Below are 19,228 nucleotides of genomic sequence, written 5' to 3'. Positions count from 1 at the left end.
TGCTCGGGGATGTCCACGCGCGCCCGGGGCGCGGGCAGCTGGTCCCACACCCGCCGGACGAAGGGTTCGAGCTCGTGCCCGGCCGCCCCCGCGACGACGAGGAGGTTCGCCTCGGCCGGGCTCAGGGCGGGCCGCCAGCCGCGCTCGCGCACGGCCCGCTCGACGGCCAGCCGCGCGACCGTGCCGCCCGGCGCCGCCACCAGCAGCGGGCGGGGCGGGGTGTGCCGCAACAGCCAGGCGCTCAGGTCCACCGCAGCGCACCCTCCCGCCACGCGTAGGCGACGCCGACGAAGAGGATCCCCAGGAAGACGAACATCTCCACCACGGCGGTCGCGCCCGCCTCGGCCACGACGAGCGTCCACGGGTACATGAACACCATCTCCATGTCGAACGCGAGGAAGACCATCGTGAGCGCGTACCAGCGGACGTGGAACCGCGAGACGGCGTGCTCGGCCGGCTCGTGGCCGGACAGGAACGGCCGCACGTCGGTGACGGCCCTGCCGAGCCGAACGAGCGCGGCGACCCCGTAGAGCCCGCCGACGACCACCAGCACGAGGACGACCAGGAGAAACGCGCCACCGACGGCCACCGCGCCGCACCTCCCCACCGCACGTCTACTACCCGCCCACGCGGAGGCTATGCGGCCAGCGGTGCGTCCGCGACCCCACGAGGATGCCGATACCGGGTAGGGGTAACGCTAGCACCGGCGCGAAGGACGCGATGGACGGCGAGGTGCTGGCGGCGTCGAGGGCGTGGTGACATGCTTCGCCGCCGTGCCCGGTGTGCGGATGAACGACGTGGATACCGGCCGGCAGCTGATCGCGCACGAAAACGGCGATGCGGTGCCGAGGGAGCCTCGGCACCGCATCACCGCTGGTGAGCGTTCTCGACTAGATGTTCCAGACCTGGAACTCGGAGATCTGGCCCGCGGGCCAGCCGGAGTTCGCCGTGATGTTCAGCCGGAAGTACCGGTGGGACGTCGCGGCGAAGGTGATGGTCACCGTGTTGTTGTTCCCTGGCGCGAAGGAGTAGCTCGCAGACGGCACGATCGTGGTGAAGGTCGTTCCGTCCGTGCTGCCCAGGACGGACAGCGTCTCGTTGCGTGCGCCCCACGAGGCGGGCAGCTGCAGCACGACGCGGCTCGCGCTCTGGGCCGAGCCGAGGTCGGCCTGAACCCACTGCGGGAAGGCGTTGGCGCTCTCCCAGTAGGAGCTCTGGTTGCCGTCGGTCACGTTGCCCGACGCGTAGACGTCGACGTGGCCGGACTCGCTCGTGGGCTTGCCCGCGGCGAGGTTGACGCTCGTGGCACCAGCGCCGGTGCCGGACAGCGCGACGCTGGTCGGGCTGTTGGTCGCGTTGCTGGTGAGCGTCACCGTGCCGGTGCGGGTGCCCGACGCCGTCGGCCGGAAGCTGACGTTCACCGTGCAGGAGGCGCCGATCGCGATGGTGGTGCAGTTGTTGGTCTGCGTGTAGTCACCTGAGACCGTCACACCCGAGACCGACGCGGCCGCGTTGCCGGTGTTGGTCACCGTCACCGCCCGCGCGCCGCTGGTCGTGTTGAGCGCCTGCGACGCGAAGGTGAGCGACGACGGGTTGGTGCTCAACATGGCGGCGTTCGGCGGGGTGCTGCCGCTCGGGTAGACCTCGAGCTCCGAGGCCTGCCCGGCCGGCCAGCCGCTGTTGGCGGTGATGTTGACGCGCACGTAGCGGGCGTTGGTCGACGGGGTCGTGATGTTCACGACGTTGGTCGGTGAGGTGAACGTGTAGGTCGCGGACCCGACGGCCGTGCTGAAGCTGGCGCCGTCCGTGCTCGTCAGAACCGACAGCGTCTGCGTGCGCGTGCCCCACGCCGACGACGGCGGCAGCTTGAGCGTCACCCTGCCGATCGTGTTGGCCGAGCCGAGATCCACCTGCAGCCACTGGGGGAAGACGTTGTTGGCGCTCTCCCAGTAGGTGTTCGCGTCGCCGTCCGTTGTCGTGGTAGCGGCTTGCGTGCCGTTGACCTGGCTGCTCGCCGAGGCCGGCTTGCCGAGCGCGATGTTGGTGTCGGTACCGATGCCGCTGCCCGTGAGGGCGACCGACGTCGGGCTGTTGTTGGCGTTGCTGGTGAGCGTCACCGCGCCGGTCCGGGTGCCCGACGCCGTCGGCCGGAACGTGACGGTGACCGTGCAGGACGCGCCGACCGCCAGGCCCGAGCAGTTGTTCGTCTGGCTGTAGTCGCCGGTCGTGGTGACACCGGAGACGGTCGCCGCGGTGGTGCCCGAGTTGGTCACCGTGACCGTCTGCGCCGACGCCGGGCTGCCGACGACCGTGCCGGGGAAGGACAGGCTGCTCGGGTTCGGGCTGAGGATCGGCCCGGGGGCGACGCCGGTGCCCGAGAGCGGCACGGTGTTGGTGACGCCAGCGGCGGTGACCGTCAGGTTGCCGGTACGGGACCCCGCCGCGGTCGGGGCGAACCGGACGCTGATGGTGCAGGACGAGCTGGCGGCGATGCTGGTGCCGCACGTGTTGGTCTGGCTGAAGTCACCCGTCGTGGCGACCGAGGTGACCGGCGCGGCCGCGGAGCCGCTGTTGGTGACGGTGACGGCCTCCGGTGCGCTCGTCGAGCCGGTCGCGACGGAGCCGAAGCCGACCGCGGTCGGGCTGACCGAGATCTGCGACCCGTTGTCCGGCAGGTAGGGCGGGAACACCGGATTGGTGAGGTTCTGGCACATCGGGGTGCCGAAGATGCCCGAGTTGCCGCCGCCGTCGGTCAGCGTGAAGCCCACGCCGCAGTTGTAGATCGGCCCGGGGGCCTGGGTGCCCGTGGCGGTGCTGTTGGTGATCGTGGCCGAGCCGCCGACCTGCTCCTGGATCACCCACGTGCCGGTGTTCTGGATCGTCGCGTTGTTGATCTTGACGTTGCTGATGTTGGAGCCCGACACGAACTGGATGGCCTCGTAGGGGCTCTGCTGGATGAGGATGTTGTCGATGTTGGTGAGGCCGGTCATCGCGCCGTCGCGCGCGTCGAACCACAGCGCGCCCACGCCGAACTGCCAGTTGGGGTCGAGGCTGCCGGACCGGATGATCGTGTTGCGCAGCACGTCGGTACGCCCGAGTGCCGTCGAGGCGAAGCGCTGCGCGACGTGGATCCCGCCGCCCTGCGCGAGGCCGGAGTCGATGACCCGGTTGTCGGTGACGAAGTTGTCGTGGCCGCCGTAGATGGCGATGCCGTTGGCCAGGATCGGGTACTGCACGGTGTTGTGGTCGAACGAGTCGTTGACGTCGGCGTTCTGCTCGGACCAGGTCGCCAGGCCGTCGTCGCCGAGGTTGCGCAGGTCGCTGTTCGTGACCTTGGAGTTGGTGACGCCGTTGTGGAAGTTGACGCCGTCGGCCGTGACGTTGCGGATGCGCATGCCGCTGAAGACCAGGTTGGTGAACGGCCCGTCCATCCAGGCGCCGACCTTCATGTGCTCGATCCACAACCGGTCCACCGTGGAGTTGCTGAGCGCGCCGCCGACGCCGTTGACCTGCGCGCCGTCGTTGCGTTCCTGGACGTCGCCGAAGATCGCGAAGTCGGCCAGGTGCACGCCGCTGCTGCCGTTCGGCGCGTAGTTGCCGTAGAAGCCCGGCGCCGCGCCGACGACCGTCGAGCGCCACATGCCGGCGCCCTTGATGGTGACGTTGTTCAGGATCAGGTGGCCCGGGATCTTGAACGTGCCCTCCGGGATCCACACCGTGCCACCGGCGCCGGCCGAGGAGATCGCCGAGTTGAACGCGGCCGTCGCGTCGGCCGCACCGGTCGGGTCGGCCCCCTTGCTGGTCACCGAGACCGAGCCGGACGGCTGGGCGAGGGCGCCCGCGACGTTCTCGAAGTCGGCGAAGTCGATCGTGTACGACGACGCGGTGTCCTCGGCGTCGATCTGCAGGCGGAACTTGGTGCCGGCCGGGTAGCTCGTCGGGAACAGACGGTGCGCCTCGTCGTAGAAGTGGTGCGGGTTGCTGCCGGGCGTGTTGGTGAACGGGTAGCCGCCGTAGTACCAGCTGTACGCGTTGGTCAGGCTGACGTTGGGCTGCTTGGTCCCGTTGACGTAGAGGGACAGCGGCGCCGTGTAGACCGACCCGGAGCCGGTGTCGGGGATGCTGTAGCGGAAGACGATGGAGTTCGTCGCGGACGGGGTGGTGAACTCGACGAACTTGCCGGTGCCCTGCAGGGTCACGGCTTTGCGGTAGGACGCCTCGGCGGCGAGGGTGTTGTAGTCGGCGGTGGGGCCGATGATCGTCCCGTTGGTGGACGAGTTCTCCGCCTGCACCTCGACGTAGGGCAGGGTGGCGCCGACACCGCCGGTCGCGGCGGCGGACGCGGGTTCGGCCGCGAGGACGACGAGGCCGGCGGCGATCAGTGCGCCGCCGACGGCGAGCGCGCCGATTTTGGTTGAGGGGGACATTCGCTGCTCTCTCTCGGCAGGGGGCGAATAGTCGAGGTCAACGCCGTCAGAGCGGGATCTGAGGCGCGCTGGGTCACCTCGCCTACCGCGCAGGAGGCTGGCAGCGGGCCAGGTGGTGGGAAATGACGAGCTCGATCGCAGGGGTGGGGACGGTCCTAGGGAGACCGTAACCTGCATCACACATACCTGCAATATCGAGACTTATCGTTGCAAGAACTCAACACGCGCCAGCGTCGCGGTCGAGTCCCCCACCGAGACGGTCCGCGCTGGTCAGCCGCGCGGGGGAGCCGAGCGGTCCAGGGCGTCGAGGACGAGGGCGTACTGCTGGCCGCCGTAGCAGTCGGCGTCGTCGAGGGCGCCCTGGACCGTGGGGCGGGGGATCGTCACCTTGATCGCGAGGGCGGCGTCGTGGGCGTGGTAGCCGACCTGGTCCTCGTCCAGAGCGAACAAGGTCGCGAACAGCGCCGGGGTCAGCAGGCCGCTGTCCCGCAGCTCGCGGTAGGTGGCCTCGTCGTGGCAGACGAAGTCGAAGGTGAGCTCGAACGGGCCGGCGTTCTTGGACCGGACCAGCGAGCACAGGCCGAGGAGCCGGGCACTGGTCACGACACGTCCTCCAGGTGGGTGCGGAACGGCTCGGTCGGGCTCGCCGGCGCGATGGTGTGGTTGAGGGTGAACCGGTAGGCCGGGCCGCGGTCGGTCTCCGGGGGCGAGTGCGGGTAGGCGATCGTGCTGACCAGGCCCTCGTACCGGGGGATCGGCAGGTGCGCGGCGGCGTGCGCGACGAACGTGGCGATGTCGTGGGCGAGGCGCTGGGCCGGCGCGGTGACCGTGATCAGCACCCCCACCTCGGTCGGCGGCGCGAGGCCGGGCAGCTCGTGCGCGCCGAGCACGGCGCCGGTTCCGTAGGTGCGGAAGGAGATGTCGACCGTGGCCGGGTCGACGGCGGGGAACAGGTCGGCGATCCGGGCGGCGAAGTGCTTGTCCGCCAACGGGACCAGCTCGGGCAGCGCGTCGATGACGACCCGGTCGCGGATGCCGCCGACGACGATGGTCTGGTAGCCGGCGAGCGCGGCGCCCTCGAGCTTCACGGTGTAGCCGGTGGGCCGGAACCGGGCGCCGCTGACCCGCACCGAGAAGTCCGACACGGCCTCGTAGCGGGCATCGCGGGTGTCCAGCACCCCGCCGGGCTCGGTGACCAGGAAGGGGTCGGCGTTCTCGTAGAGCGTGTGCGCGGCCACCGAGCGCGGGGTCAGCCGTCGCTCGCCGGTCGTGGTCGACACGGTGAAGTGGTCGTCGCGCAGGTGCACGAACAGGCCGTCCGCGCCGGGCGGGATCGCGCAGGCGGCGCCGCACTCGACGGTCTTCGCCGCGTGCCAGGTGAGGCCCGGGTCGGCGCCGCGCAGGTGCGGCACCGCGGCGAACAACGCGGTGTCGCTCGCCCGCCCGGCGAGCACGACCTGCGCGCCCTCGCCGAGCGCGGCCTGGATCGGCTCGACGCCCATCATGGCGACGATGTGGCTGCCCAGGATGTCCTCTTCGGACACCGCGGGCGCGGCGGCGAGCGGGCGCAGGCCGCCGGCGCGGTGCAGCGCGGCGATGCGGGCCGGGTCCTGGTCGGCGTGGATGCGGGCCAGCCGGAACCGCAGGCCGTGGGCGGCGGCGACGTCGCGGGCGAGGCCGGCGACCCGGTCGACGCCGTCGTCGCGGCCGGCGGTGCCGCACGAGCCGATGATCAGCGGCACGTCGAGGTGGTCGCGGGCCAGCAGCAGCGCCTCGAGGTCGCTGCGCACCGCGGTGTCGGACAGCTTCGGCGTGCCGGAGCCGAGCGCGGCCGGCCCGCTGTCGGTCGAGCCGGCGTCGCACGCGATGACGTGCGGGCGCTGCTCGACCGCCGCGGCCAGGCCGGGGCGGGAGAACCCGGCGCCGAGCACACCGGTCGGGGCCAGGATGCGGATCTCCATCAGAGCCTTCCTGCCGGGAGGTCGTTGGCGCGCCGCCGGTTGCGGGCGGCCAGGCCGGCGAACACGGCGAAGGTGACCGCGGCGAGGGCGGCGGCGTCGAGCAGCATGTACGACCAGCCGGTGACGTCGACCGCGGTGCCGAGCAGCGCGGGCCCGGCAGCGGAACCGGCCGACTGCGCGACGGTGTACAGCCCGGTGTAGACACCGAGCACCCGGTTGGACGGCGCGAGGTTCCACAGCGCGACGACCGCGTTGATGCTGAAGGTGGCGTAGCCGATCGAGCAGATCGACACGGCCACGGTGGTGACGGTCGGGGTGTGCACGGCGTACCCGACGAGCAGCCCGACGATGAACACCGCGATCCCGTAGGTGATCATCCGAACCTGCCCGACCCGGTCGGACAGGTATGCGATCGGCAGGGCGGCGAGAACGAACGCGACGGAGCCGGGCAACGCGATGCCGCCTGCCGCGCCGCGGGACAGGCCCAGCACCTCGACGCCGTAGGGCGTGAGCAGCACCCGCATGGCCGTCCACGTGCCGGCGAAGCAGAAGATGCCGAGCATCAACAGCAACCGGCTGCGGTCGCGGTCGCGGACCAGCTCCAGGACGATCTGGCGCAGCGTGCGCGCCGGCGCCTGCTCCTCCGCTTGCTCCTGCGTGGCCGGGCTCGGGGTCGCCGCCGCGCGGCGGCGGTGCAGCAGCAGGCCGGCGGTGAAGAAGGCCACGAGCATGAGCGCGGCGGGGATCGCGAACGCGAGCTTCAGGCTCCGGTCGACCACCAGCAGGCTGATCACCGCGGAGACGGCGATCGTGAGGCTGACGGCGATCTTGACGAAACCGTTGGCGCGGCTGCGGATGACGGCCGGCACGTGGTCGGGCAGGAGCGTCTCGGTGATCCCTTTGAACGAGTTCGCCAGCAGGGCGAAGGAGATCACGCAGACGAGCAGGCCAGGCAGGCTCGTCGTCCACGGGATCAGCACGAACGGCACGGCCGCGAGCGGCGCGCCGACGAGGATGAACGGGACGCGGCTGCCGCGCCGTTCGCGGTACCGGTCCGCGAGGTGCCCCATCCACGGCTGCAGCACGATGCCGAAGATGTTGTCCAGCCCCATGATCAGCCCGATGACGCCGGCCGAGGAGATGTAGGGCTTGAGGGACTCCGGGACCTGGGCGTCGTAGAAGTTCCAGACGGATTCCTGCGCGAAGATCGCGATCGCGACCAGGAAGACGGCACGCCGGTCGAGGCGGGGCTTCGCCGTGGCCTTTCCGTCCGGTGCCGTGTCGGCCGGTGCGGTTGCCGGTTGGTTCATCACGACCTCGCTTCGTTGCGATATGCTATAGCAACTGGGTGGTACTGCGGGAACGGCTGTCGTGCTGGGTGGTTTACGGCTGCCCGAGGTGGCGCAGCGCGGTCAGGCGGTGCCGGACGGCCAGGCTCTCGGCCTCGTCCTCGTCGCCCGCGGCGAGCAGGCCGAGGAGCTCGCGGTGCTGCCGGTACCGCTCGGCGAACTTGTCCGGGGCCGCGTGGATCCGGTCGAGCGTCCGCGTGTAGCGCTCCTCGTCGCTGAACACCCGCGACTGCGCGAGCAGCGCGTCCATCACGGGGTTGCGCGCGGCGTCCTCGATCCGGCGGTGGAACCGGCGCAGGATCGCGAGCACCTCGGCGAGGTCGTCGGTCCCCTCGCCGCGCTCGAGCCGGGCGACGAGGGGGTCGGTCTCGGCGAGGTCCGCGGTCAGCTCGGCGACCAGGACGTCGGTCCGCTTGCGGGCGGCGAAGCGTGCCGCGAGACCGGCGAGCCGTGCCTCGGTCTCGGCGATCTCGTCCATCGTCGCCGCGTCGTAGTCGGCGATCCGCAGCGCGCGGGTGCCGGCCCGCTCGACCACCCGCTCGTGGATGAGCTGCCGCAACGCCTCCCGTACCGGGGTCGGGCTGACCTGCAGCCGGGCCGCCAGGCCCCGCTCGGTGATCTTCTCGCCGCGGCGCAGGCTGCCGTCCTGCACGGCCGCCCGGAGCCGGGCGTAGACCTGGTCGGCCAGCGTCGAGCTGGAGACGGGTGCGAGCGAGTCCATGCCGTTTACCATATGCTATGGCACATGGCAGCGCAATCACCCTGCGTGGCGCCTGGTTAAGGGAACCGAAAGGTGGGGCTGCCTACCGTCGGCGCCGTCGCCGGCCCTCGGCTGGGCCGGCCCAGCGGCAAGGAGTCCGATGTGGAGCGTTTCGCGGCATTCGTGATGCGGCACCGGTTGTGGGTGGGCCTGGTCTGGCTCGCCGTCACCGTTGTCGGGGTGCTGATGGCCCCGCATGTCGCCGACCGCCTCCGGAGCGGGACCACGATCAACAGCGCCAGCTACGACGCCAACGTCGCCCTGCAGAAGGAGTACGGCGGGGTGGCGGCCAACCCCAGTGTGCTGGTGGTCGACCTGCCGGTCGGCACCACCGCCGGCGCGCCGGCGGTCGAGGCGGGCCTGCGGGCGGCCGACCAGGTCGCCGCGTCCGTGCGTGGGGTGCACAGTCTGTCCTATGCGAACACCGGGGACCGCGCGCTCGTCGGCAAGGGCGGTGCGTCCACGCTGGTGCTGGTGTACCCGCCCGGCATGGGCAGCGCGGTCCCGCCGCCGATCATGGACGCGATGAGCTCGGCGGTCACCCAGGCCGTCCCCGGCGCGCAGGTGCACCAGACGGGCATCGAGCAGCTCAGTGCCGGCCCCTCCGGCGGCGGGGCGAGCGTGCTCTCCGAGCTGCTGGTCGGCGTCGGCCTCGCGCTCCTCGTGCTCGCGTGGGTGTTCGGGTCGGCGCTCGCCCTGCTGCCGCTGCTGTCCGCGATCGTGTCCGTGCTGACCATGCAGCTCGCGATCTGGGGCCTGACCTACGTCACCGACATCGCCATCAACCCGTCGGTCCAGTTCATCGTCGCCCTGCTCGGGCTGGGCCTCTCGATCGACTACGCGCTGCTGATGGTCAACCGGTGGCGCGAGGAACGCGAGCGGGGCGCGGACAACCACGAGGCCGTGCGCCACGCGACCCGGCTGGCCGGGCACTCGGTGGCGGTCAGCGCCGTCATCGCCTCGCTCGGCCTGTTCGCGCTGATCGTCGTGCCGGTCTCGTTCGTGCAGGGGGTGGGCCTGTCCGGCCTGTTCATCCCGTCCATCGCGGCGCTGGTGGCGCTCACGATCGTGCCCGTGCTGCTGTCCACCGTCGGGCCGCGGCTCGACCGGGTCCGGCTGTGGCGCTACAGGGCGGCGGGCGACGACCGGACGTGGACGCGCATCGCGCGCACGATCGTGGCGCGGCCCAAGGCCGCGGCGGCGGTGGGCGGGGTGATCCTGGCGGTACTCGTCGGCTTCGGCCTGACCCTCAGCATCGCCTCGCCCGCGAGCACGTCGCTCGCCGGCGGCGGCCCGGCCCAGCAGGGACTCGACGCGTTGCGGCACAACGGTTTCCCCACCGGCGTGCTCACCTCGGTCCCGATCGAGCTGCCGGCCGGCACCGACCCGGCCGCCACGGCCGCGACGCTGCGTGCCCTGCCCGACGTGCACGGTGTGCTGGTCGCCGGCACCCCGGCCTGGCAGCACGCGAACAGCTCGGTGATCATGGCGCTGCCGAGGGGCGAGATGGGCACCGCGCACCCCGGCACGGCCTTGGCCAACCTGCGTGCCGCCGCCCCGCACAACGCCCTGATCGGCGGCAACCAGGTGCAGGCCGCGGACGTCGCGCACATCCTGTCCAGCTGGTTCCCGGTGCTGCTCGCGCTGGTCGCCCTGGTGACCTTCGTGCTGATGGCCCGCGGCATGCGGTCGCTGCTGCTGCCCGCGAAGGCCGTCGCGCTCAACGTGCTGTCCGTCGGCGCGGCCTTCGGCGTGCTGGTGCTGGTCTGGCAGCTCGGCTACGGCTCGCAGGCGTTCTGGAACATCCCGGCGACCGGGTCGATCACCGCGTTCGTGCCGATGCTGATGTTCGGGTTCCTGTTCGGCGTCTCCATGGACTACGAGGTGTTCATCCTGTCCCGCGTCCGCGAGGCGTACGACCGCGACGGCGACACCCGGGCCGCGGTCGTCGAGGGGGTCAGCCGCACCGGGCGGCTGGTCACCAGCGCGGCGCTGATCCTGTTCCTGGCGCTGGCCGCGCTGGCGTCCTCGCCGGACGTGACGGTCAAGATGGTCGCCACCGGCATGGCCAGCGGGGTGCTCATCGACGCCCTCGTGGTGCGCACACTGCTCACCCCGGCGCTCGTCGTGCTCTTCGGCCGCGCCAACTGGCAGCTGCCCGCCTGGGCCGCGCGCCTGCTGCGCGTTCCACCGAGTGACCGTCCGGTCAAGGTTCTCGAGTCATGCGCATCCTCCTGATCGAGGACGACGAGGCCCTCGGCGCGTCCCTCACCTGGGGGCTGCGCGCCGAGGGCTACGCCGTGCACCTGGCCACCACCGGCACCGACGGCCTGTGGCAGGCCGTCGAGCACGGCTTCGACCTGATCGTCCTCGACGTCATGCTGCCCGGCCTCGACGGCTACCAGGTGTGCGCGCGGCTGCGCGAGGCCGGCACGTGGACACCGGTCCTGATGCTCACCGCGATGGACGCCGACCTCGACCAGGCCGAGGGACTCGACCTCGGCGCCGACGACTACCTGACCAAGCCGTTCGCCTACCCCGTGCTCCTGGCCCGCCTGCGTGCGCTGCTGCGCCGCGGCGCACCCGCCCGGCCGGCGTTGCTGGCGGCGGGCGAGCTGACGCTGGACCCCGCCACCCGCCAGGTCCGCCGCGGGGACCGGGCCGTCGCGCTGACCCCGGGCGAGGTCACCGTCCTGGAGTACCTGCTGCGGGCGGGCGGCCGGGCGGTCTCCAAGACAGAGCTGCTCGACCACTGCTGGGACGCCGCCGCCGACAGCGACCCGGCCGTCGTCGAGGTGCGCATCCACCACCTGCGCCGCAAGATCGGCGCCGGCGCCATCGAGACGGTCCGAGGAACGGGGTACCGCATTGACCCCGCGTAGGCCGAGTCGTAGGTCGAGCCGCTCACTACGGCTGCGGCTCACGGTCCTGGCGACCCTCGCGATCGCCCTCACCGCCGCGCTGGCCACCGCCATCCTGGCGATCACGCTCGTCACCTCGGTGCGGGCGAACGTGATCACGACGCTCAACGCCTACGCGGCGTCCGTCGCCCGCTCGGCCACCGGCGGCCACTGGCCGGCGCACCTGCCCGCCGGCCCCGACGATCCGAGCCTGTGGGCACAGGTCGTCGACTCCTCCGGCACCGTGCTCGCCGCCACCGCGAACGTCGACGGCCGGTCCGCGCTGTACACCCTGCCCGCCGCCAGCACGTCGCCCCGGCCCACCGCCGCCGGCCGCGGCGAGGAACACGTCGTCGCCCAGCGTTACGTCATCGGCGCCACGCCGGTCGTGATCTACGCCGGCAGCTCCACCCGGCTGCTCGGCATCCTGGCCCGCGACATCCAGGGGAACCTGCTCTACGCGCTGCCGCCGGTGCTCGTCGGTGCGGTCGCGATCTCCTGGCTCCTGATCGGGCGGACGCTGCGGCCGGTCGAGCGCATGCGGGCGGAGGCGGCCGAGATCACCGGCAGCGACCTGCACCGCCGCATCCCCGAACCCGCGAGCCACGACGAGGTCGGGCGGCTGGCCCGGACGCTCAACACGATGCTCGCGCGGCTCGAGGAGTCCGCCGCCCGGCAGCGCCGCTTCGTCGCCGACGCCTCGCACGAGCTGCGTACTCCGCTCGCGTCCGTCCGCACCTCGCTCGAGGTCGGCCTCGCCCACCCCGACCGGGCGCCGTGGCCCGAGCTCGCCGGGCGGGCCGTCACCGAGACCGCCCGGATGCAGCACCTGGTCGACGCGCTGCTGGTCCTGGCCCGCGCCGACGACAGCGCCGCCGGCCGCGCCGACGGCCGCGCGCTCTACCGCGAACCGGTCGACCTGGCGACGGTGGCGCGCGCCGCGGTGCACACGGCGTCCCCCCGCGTCCCGGTCGAGGTCCGCGCCGAGGAGGTCCGCGTGCTCGGCGATCCCGACCAGCTCAGCCGCCTGGTCCGTAACCTGCTCGACAACGCCGACCGCCACGCCGACGCGTTCGTGCGCCTGACCGTCACCACCGACCCGGCGGGCGCCGCGGTCATCGAGGTGACCGACGACGGCCCCGGCATCGCCGCCGCCGATCGCGACCGCGTCTTCGACCGCTTCGTCCGGCTGCAGGCCGCCCGCACCCGCCCGGCGGGCGACACGACCGGCACGGGCCTCGGCCTGTCGATAGCCCGCGAGATCACCACGGCGCACGCCGGCACGATCACGATCACCGACCCGCCGGCCGGTGGCACGACCTTCACCGTGCGCCTCCCGGCCCTGCCGTCCGCGCCCGCCGACGCGCCGGACTGACGACGCCGGGGCCGCGCCGTGTGGAACTCCGCCGTGGCGGCAACCGGGGTACGGGAAGCCACCGGCGGGCCGGTTCCCGCTAGCAGGTATCCGGGAATTGCGGCAGGCGGTAACCGTGGATGGGTGCTGGTGGCGCAGAAGAACGAGCGCCCGACGGCCAATCTCAACGGCATGACCCAGTTTGCTGATCTGACCATGGTCCAGCGTCCCGCCGCGACCACCGAGCGGGCCCCGGGCCGCGCGGTGCCCGCCAAGGGCGGCGGTGCCCACGGTTTCTTCGAGGTCACCGAGGACGTCAGCGAGCTGACCAAGGCGGACTTCCTGCAGCCGGGCAGGCGCACGCCGGTGTACGCGCGGTTCTCCTCCGTGGCGGGCGCGCTCGGGTCGGCCGACACGGTGCGCGACCCGCGGGGTTTCGCGGTCAGGTTCGGTACCCGGCAGGGCAACTACGACCTGGCCGGCAACAGCACACCGGTGTTCTTCATCCGGGACCCGCGCAAGGTCCTCGACTTCATCCGCTCGCGGAACCGGCAGGGCGACACGTCCGGCAACGACATGCGGTGGGACTTCTGGACGTCCACTCCGGAGTCGGCGCACCAGGTCACCATCCTGATGACCGACCGGGGCATCCCGTGGGCCTGGGCGAACATGAACGGCTACGCCGGCCGCACGTACCTGTGGGAGAACCCCAGCGGGGTCAAGTTCTGGGTGAAGTACCACTGGAAGACCGAGCAGGGCGTCGTCACCTTCACCGACGCCGAGGCGCGGGCGATGGTGGCCGAGGATCCCGACTTCCACCTGCGTGGGCTCCGCGCCTCGATCGCGCGGGGCGAGGACCCGGTCTGGCGGCTGGAGACGCAGGTCATGCCGTTCGAGGCGGCGGCGGACTACCGGGTCAACCCGTTCGATCTCACGAAGGTCTGGCCGCACGCGGACTTCCCGCCGGTCACCGTCGGCCGGATGGTGCTCAACCGGAACCCGGAGAACCGCGTCGCCCCGGCCACCCTCGAGCCGGCGAGCACGGCGCCCGCGATCGGCCCCGGCTGGCAGGTGGGCGAGATCGTCCGGGCCGCCCACGCCAAGCACCGCGCGGACGACCCCTTCGCCCAGCCGGGCGCGCTCTACCGCGACGTGCTGACCGAGCCCGACCGCGTCCACCTGGTCACCAACATCGCCAACCACCTCCGCGACGGCGTCCAGCCCGACGTGCTCACCCGGGCCCTCGCCTTCTGGTCCGATGTGGACGCTCAGCTCGGTGCCCGGGTGGCGAAGGCCATGACTGACAGCGGGCGACGTCGTCCGCTGTCACTTCGAACAACTCTTCGGTGATCACCGCCGCCGGCGGTCAGGGCGTGGCGAGGGCCTCGGTGGGGGAGAGGCGGGCGGCCCGCCAGGCCGGGTAGACGCCGGCGCCGGCACCGATCACCAGCGTCGCCAGCACGCCGCCGACCGTCGCCCAGGCCGGTACCACCACGGGCCAGCCCTGGTAGCCGGCGTATCCGGTGGTGACCCCGATGGCCAGCACCGCGCCACCGGCCCCGCCGAGCACGGAGAGCAGGAGCGACTCCGTCAGGAACTGCAGCCGGATCTGCCCGCGGGTGGCGCCGAGCGACCGGCGCAGGCCGATCTCCGGGCGCCGCTCCAGCACGGAGATCACCATCGTGTTGGCCACGCCCACGCCACCGACGAGCAGCGCCACCGCGCCCAGCCCGAGCAGCAACCCGGTCAGCGCCACGTCGGCGGCGTGCCGGGCCACGAGCGCGTCCGAGGGCCGGGACACGCTGACCTCGTTGGGGTGCTCGGGATTCGCCGCCCTGGGCAGGACTCCCCGCACCTCGACCACGGCGTCGTCGCGGGTGCGGGTGTAGATCGTCGTCGGGTACCCGTCGAAGCGCAGCTGGGTGGTGGCCGCCGGCCAGCCGACCATCGCCGCGTAGTCCAGCTCCGGCGCGAGCGGGACCGGGTCGAGCACGCCGACCACGGTGAACCACTGGCCGGCCAGCCAGACCCGGGTGTCCACAGTGGCCGCACCGACCCCGAGCCGGGCCGCGGCGGTCGAGCCGAGGACCACCGCCGGGTACCGCTCGGTGGCCTCGTTGAGCCAGGCGCCGCTGACCACCCGGGCACCGACCGTGTCGAGGAGGTCGGTCCGCGCGGCGAGCACCGAGAGGCTGCCCGTCTCCGCCGGTGGCATCCGGTCGCTGCGGTACACGTGCGCGCTGGCCAGCTTCGCCGTGGCGGTCACCGACGTGACCGGGTCGAGCCGGCCGATCATCGCCACCGCGTCGTCGGGCAGGTGGGACGCCTCGCCGAACAGGGTCTCGCCGGGGGCGACCTTCAGCAGGTTCGTGCCGAGCGCGGCGAGCTGGCGGTCCAGGCTCGCCCGGCTGGAGCTCGCGATGCCCACCACGCAGACCATCGCGGCGATCCCGATCGCGATGCCCAGCGCGGAGAGGACGACCCGCAGCGGCCGGGTGCGCAGGCCTACCGCCCCGACCCGGAACACGTCCCGGGGGGACAGGTGGGACGGGGTGGTCATCGGATCACCTGCCCGTCACGGATCTCCACCCGGCGGGGGAGACCGGCGGCGATCTCGCGGTCGTGGGTGATCACCACGACGGTGGTGCCGCCGGCGTTCAGCTCGAGCAGCAGCTGCATGACCTGTGCGCCGGACCGGGAGTCGAGGCTGCCGGTCGGCTCGTCGGCCAGGACCAGGTCCGGGTCGCCGACGACCGCGCGGGCGATCGCCACCCGCTGCTTCTCCCCGCCGGAGAGCTGGTGCGGGCGGTTGGTACGGCGGTGCGCCAGGCCCACCCGGTGCAGCGCCTGCTCGGCCCGACGGCGTCGCTCGCGCAACCCGACGCCGGCGTAGAGCAGGCCGTCGGCGACGTTGTCGAGGGCGGGCACCCCCGGCGCGAGGTGGTACTGCTGGAACACGAAGCCGATGGTTCGCCCGCGCAGCGCGGAAAGCCGGCGATCGGAGAGCCGGGACAGCTCGTGCCCGGCGATCGTCACCGCGCCGCTGGTCGGCAGGTCCAGCGCGCCGATCAGGTGCAGCATCGTCGACTTCCCGGACCCGGAGGGACCGACGATGCCGACCAGCTCCCCGGGCTCGATGGTGAGGGACACGTCGCGCAGGGCGGCTACCCCGCCGGGGTAGGTCTTGCCGACCCGGTCGAGGGTGATCACGAGGGCACCCCGACCCGCGCGCCCTCGGTGACCCCGTCGCCGGAGACCTGCACCCGGCCGCCGGCGAACATGCCGAGCTCGACGGGCACCACGTGGCTGGCCGAGCCGGTCACGACCTGCACGCCGTAGCGGCCGTCGGCGAGCACGGTCAGCGCGGCGACCGGAACCGTGAGCACGTCCCGCACGGTCGCCGAGACCAGCCGCACGGTGACCGGTGCCTCGTCGAGGGTGCCGAGCGCGGCCTGGTCCGCCACGGTGACCGTCACCTCGATCGTCGCCGGATCACCCTGCTGGTGGCCGGCGGCGGCCACCGAGCCGACGGTCGCGACGGTGCCCCGCACGGTCTTGGCGTCCGGCAGCGTGATCGTCGCGGCGATGCCCGGCCTGACCAGGGTCTGCAGGGCCACGTCGAGGGCGATCCGGACGATCCTCGTGGTGCCGGTGTAGGCGAGGAGCTGGCCGCCCGCGGGGTCGCCGACGTGCGCGGCCACCGAGGCGACCCGCATCGCGGCGGGCGCGACGACGACGCTCGCCGGGTCGAGGACGCCGGTCTGGGTGAGCCCGAGGTCCCGCTGCCACCGGCGCACCGCGCTCGCTGTTGCCGCGGTGTAGGTGCTGTCGACGGTGAGGCCGGTGTAGCCGAGGGCGGCGAGGTTCGCCTCGACCTCCTCGACGTCGGCGCCGGTGAGCCCGGGCCGGAGCTCGCGGTAGAGCGGCAGGCCGCCGAGGAGGAGCGGCACCGGGAGGTCGTCGCGCTTGTAGACGGGCCGGCCGCGGTCGATCACCGCACCCGGTCGGGGCAGCCACGTGATGGTGCCCGGCCCGCTCGCGGCAACCGGGGTCGGCGTGCCGTGGCCGAGCGTCCCGTTCACGTCCTGGGTCTGGGTCAGGGTGGTCCTGGTGACCGTCGCGGTCGCGGGCGGCAGGCCGGTGTCCCGGGCGGGCGGCGGCGCGTCGTGGCCGCCGAGCCCGACCGTGGCGACCCCCGCCGCCGCGGCCACGAGCACGGCCGACCCGGTCACCAGCACGGTTCGCCGGTTCACTTGCCCGCCGGCTCGGCGAGCTGGTCCTGGCACGCCTCCTGCGCCGTCCGGTAGGTGGGATCGCTCTCGATCTCCGCCTTGCTGGCGTTCGCCAGGCGGCCCTCGTACGTGCTCTGGCCGGTGTTCGGGTCGGGGTCGGTCATCTCGATGCCGTGGTCGCGCATGCAGCCGGCGTACGCCCGCAGCCCCTCGAGCTCGCGCTCGTCCGGGGCCTGCGGCACGCCGCCGCCGGGCAGGAGGCTCCGGCAGGCCTGCATGGCCGCGTTCCACTGGGCGCTCGCGGTCCCGCCGGGTGGGGTGAGGGACTGGTTCGGCGAGTTCGGGTCGGGATCCGGCACGTTCTGGCCGTGCTCACGCATGCACTTGGCGAAGTCCGCCAGCGCGTTCGCCGCGGGGGTGTTCGAGGAGCTCGCCGCCTGACCGCCGCCGGACGTGGGCCCGCCGCCGGAGCAGGCGGCCACCGGCAGGAGCGCGAGCAGCAGGATGGGTATGGAAAGAAGTCGCTTCATGGCGCTGAGGTCTACGCGCCGGCCGGTGACAGCACCGCTACGCCGGATGTCGTACGGATGTCATGCCCCGTGGCGCACAATGGTCGCCATGCGGGTGCTGGTGGCCGAGGACCACACGATGCTGGCCGCTCGGATCGCCGAGGGCCTGCGCGACGCGGGCGTGGCCGTGGACGTCGTGCACGACGGCGCGGCCGCGCTGGCCGCCGCCGGGCACACCGCCTACGACGTGGTCGTGCTCGACCGTGACCTGCCCGCCGTCCACGGCGACCAGGTGTGCCGCACGCTCGCCGCGGCCGAGGCCGGCGCCCGGATCCTCATGCTCACCGCGGCGTCCGGTGTGGACGATCGGGTGGCCGGGCTGGAGCTGGGTGCCGACGACTACCTCGGCAAGCCGTTCGCGTTCCACGAGTTGGTCGCGCGGGTGCGCGCGCTGTGCCGCCGGGCGCCGTCCGCGCCGCCGGTCGTGCACCGCGGCGACCTCACCGTGGACCGCGCGCGGCATCGCGCCAGCCGGGACACCCGCGCGCTGTCGTTGACCCGCAAGGAGTTCGCGATCCTGGAGCTGCTGGTGGCGGCCGACGGCGGGGTCGTCAGCGCCGAGGACCTGCTCGAGCACGTCTGGGACGCCCACGCCGACCCGTTCAGCAACGTCGTCTCGGTCACGATGGCGCGGCTGCGGCGCAAGCTCGGGTCGCCACCGCTGATCGAGACCGTGGTGGGTAAGGGGTACCGGATGTGACCCGCCCGCGGCTGACCATCCGGGTGCGCCTGACCCTGCTCTACACCGGTCTCTTCGCGGCCTGCGGCGCCGTCGTCGTGGTGATCACCTATGTCCTCGTGGCTTCCCTGCCGCTGTCGGTCGAGGGCCGGGACCGGGCGGTGGCTCAGGTGGCGGATCCGCGGGGCGTTCTCGAGACATGCGGGCAGACCAGCGGCATGGACCCCGGCTTGCGGGCAAAGTGCGACTCGTTGTCCGAAGGCGGCTTCCTGAGCGGCGCGCTGACCCAGCGGGCCGCGACGCTGGACCACCTGCTGCAGTATTCGCTGACCACGCTGGGCGCGGTCCTCGCCCTCGCCGCGCTCGCCGGCTGGATCGTCGCCGGTCGCGTGCTGCGGCCCGTCCACCAGATCACCGCGACCGCGCGCACCGCGTCGGAGCACAACCTGTCCGCGCGGGTGTCGCTCACCGGTCCCCGCGACGAGCTGCGCGACCTGGCCGACACCGTCGACGACATGCTCGCCCGGCTCCAGTCGGCGTTCGAGAGTCAGCGCAGGTTCATCGCCAACGCCAGCCACGAGCTGCGCACCCCACTGACCGTCATGCGCGCCACCGTGGACGTCGTGGACGCCAAGCCGGCACCGCAGCCCGCCGACCTGCTCGGCATGAGGCAGGACATCCGGGCCGCCGTGGACCACGCCGAGAGGCTCGTCGACAGCTTGCTCACCCTGGCCCGCAACGAGCACGGGCTCACCGTCCACGAGGAGGTCGACCTCGCCACGGTCGCCGAGGACGTGCTCGACGCCACCGACCTCCGCGGCCGGCAGCCACACCCGACCCTGCGCCCGGCCCTCACCTCCGGCGATCCGGTGCTCCTGGAACGCCTGGTGGCCAACCTCGTCGACAACGCGGCACGTCACAACGAGGCGGGCGGCGACATCTGGCTGTCAACGTCCACAATGGACGGACAGGCGACCCTGGTCGTGGCCAACACCGG

Annotated in this window: 16 protein-coding genes and 1 pseudogene; 6 read left to right on the top strand and 11 right to left on the bottom strand. The window is 72.7% G+C overall.

Features of this window, described 5'->3' with window-relative positions:
• The 7 genes and pseudogenes from VGD70_RS26450 to VGD70_RS26420 form a co-directional block, all read right to left on the bottom strand.
• Nucleotides 1–251 (bottom strand): annotated as a pseudogene (locus VGD70_RS26450) (hypothetical protein); the annotation flags it as partial.
• Nucleotides 242–589, bottom strand: coding sequence for an NADH-quinone oxidoreductase subunit A (locus VGD70_RS26445; RefSeq protein ID WP_331085949.1), 348 nt, complete (start codon nucleotides 587–589; stop codon nucleotides 242–244). The gene VGD70_RS26445 and the pseudogene VGD70_RS26450, both read right to left, overlap by 10 nt.
• Nucleotides 590–890: 301 nt before the next feature.
• The gene (locus VGD70_RS26440; protein WP_331085947.1) at nucleotides 891–4,427 is read right to left on the bottom strand and encodes a choice-of-anchor D domain-containing protein; all 3,537 of its coding nucleotides are present in this window, start codon (nucleotides 4,425–4,427) and stop codon (nucleotides 891–893) included.
• Between the two features lie 270 nt (nucleotides 4,428–4,697).
• Nucleotides 4,698–5,030 (bottom strand): DUF4387 domain-containing protein, encoded by a 333-nt coding sequence (locus VGD70_RS26435; RefSeq protein ID WP_331085945.1) that lies wholly within the window; start codon nucleotides 5,028–5,030, stop codon nucleotides 4,698–4,700.
• Nucleotides 5,027–6,388 carry an acyclic terpene utilization AtuA family protein gene (locus VGD70_RS26430; RefSeq protein ID WP_331085943.1) on the bottom strand — a complete coding sequence of 454 codons (1,362 nt, stop codon included), beginning with the start codon at nucleotides 6,386–6,388 and terminating at the stop codon, nucleotides 5,027–5,029. The genes VGD70_RS26435 and VGD70_RS26430 overlap by 4 nt, the downstream gene beginning before the upstream one ends.
• A complete protein-coding gene (locus VGD70_RS26425; protein ID WP_331085941.1) occupies nucleotides 6,388–7,698 on the bottom strand; it encodes an MFS transporter in 1,311 nt (436 codons plus the stop codon). The genes VGD70_RS26430 and VGD70_RS26425 overlap by 1 nt, the downstream gene beginning before the upstream one ends.
• Nucleotides 7,699–7,771: 73 nt before the next feature.
• Nucleotides 7,772–8,458, bottom strand: a complete 687-nt coding sequence (locus tag VGD70_RS26420) for a GntR family transcriptional regulator (protein ID WP_331085939.1) — start codon at nucleotides 8,456–8,458, stop codon at nucleotides 7,772–7,774.
• Between the two features lie 72 nt (nucleotides 8,459–8,530).
• On the opposite strand from VGD70_RS26420, the gene VGD70_RS26415 reads away from it, so the two are divergent.
• From VGD70_RS26415 to VGD70_RS26400, 4 genes are all read left to right on the top strand, one after another.
• Entirely contained in the window at nucleotides 8,531–10,735 is a 2,205-nt protein-coding gene (locus VGD70_RS26415) for an MMPL family transporter (protein WP_331085937.1), read from the top strand.
• A complete protein-coding gene (locus VGD70_RS26410; RefSeq protein ID WP_331085935.1) occupies nucleotides 10,720–11,379 on the top strand; it encodes a response regulator transcription factor in 660 nt (219 codons plus the stop codon). The genes VGD70_RS26415 and VGD70_RS26410 overlap by 16 nt, the downstream gene beginning before the upstream one ends.
• Nucleotides 11,366–12,772, top strand: a complete 1,407-nt coding sequence (locus tag VGD70_RS26405) for a HAMP domain-containing sensor histidine kinase (protein WP_331085933.1) — start codon at nucleotides 11,366–11,368, stop codon at nucleotides 12,770–12,772. The genes VGD70_RS26410 and VGD70_RS26405 overlap by 14 nt, the downstream gene beginning before the upstream one ends.
• A gap of 123 nt (nucleotides 12,773–12,895) precedes the next feature.
• Nucleotides 12,896–14,101 (top strand): catalase, encoded by a 1,206-nt coding sequence (locus tag VGD70_RS26400; protein ID WP_331085931.1) that lies wholly within the window; start codon nucleotides 12,896–12,898, stop codon nucleotides 14,099–14,101.
• Nucleotides 14,102–14,117: 16 nt separating this feature from the next.
• Here the strand turns inward: VGD70_RS26400 and VGD70_RS26395 are convergent, their stop codons facing one another.
• The 4 genes from VGD70_RS26395 to VGD70_RS26380 are packed head-to-tail and all read right to left on the bottom strand — an operon-like array spanning nucleotide 14,118 to nucleotide 17,513.
• Nucleotides 14,118–15,311 (bottom strand): ABC transporter permease, encoded by a 1,194-nt coding sequence (locus VGD70_RS26395; RefSeq protein WP_331085929.1) that lies wholly within the window; start codon nucleotides 15,309–15,311, stop codon nucleotides 14,118–14,120.
• Nucleotides 15,308–15,961 (bottom strand): ABC transporter ATP-binding protein, encoded by a 654-nt coding sequence (locus VGD70_RS26390; protein ID WP_331085926.1) that lies wholly within the window; start codon nucleotides 15,959–15,961, stop codon nucleotides 15,308–15,310. Before VGD70_RS26390 ends, VGD70_RS26395 begins: the two co-directional genes overlap by 4 nt.
• Nucleotides 15,958–17,004 (bottom strand): peptidoglycan-binding domain-containing protein, encoded by a 1,047-nt coding sequence (locus VGD70_RS26385; protein WP_331085924.1) that lies wholly within the window; start codon nucleotides 17,002–17,004, stop codon nucleotides 15,958–15,960. Before VGD70_RS26385 ends, VGD70_RS26390 begins: the two co-directional genes overlap by 4 nt.
• A complete protein-coding gene (locus tag VGD70_RS26380) occupies nucleotides 17,001–17,513 on the bottom strand; it encodes a hypothetical protein (protein ID WP_331085922.1) in 513 nt (170 codons plus the stop codon). The genes VGD70_RS26385 and VGD70_RS26380 overlap by 4 nt, the downstream gene beginning before the upstream one ends.
• 88 nt (nucleotides 17,514–17,601) lie before the next feature.
• Here VGD70_RS26380 and VGD70_RS26375 point away from each other — a divergent pair, with 88 nt between their 5' ends.
• Together VGD70_RS26375 and VGD70_RS26370 are read left to right on the top strand one after the other, a co-directional pair.
• Nucleotides 17,602–18,252 (top strand): response regulator transcription factor, encoded by a 651-nt coding sequence (locus tag VGD70_RS26375; RefSeq protein ID WP_331085920.1) that lies wholly within the window; start codon nucleotides 17,602–17,604, stop codon nucleotides 18,250–18,252.
• Nucleotides 18,249–19,228: HAMP domain-containing sensor histidine kinase (locus tag VGD70_RS26370; RefSeq protein ID WP_331085918.1), on the top strand; the 980-nt coding region annotated here is incomplete at its 3' end. The genes VGD70_RS26375 and VGD70_RS26370, both read left to right, overlap by 4 nt.

The organism is Actinophytocola sp., assembly GCF_036402745.1.
Classification (GTDB): domain Bacteria; phylum Actinomycetota; class Actinomycetes; order Mycobacteriales; family Pseudonocardiaceae; genus Actinophytocola.
Note: the sequence above shows the minus strand (reverse complement) of the source record. Positions and strands in the feature narration are given on the sequence as shown.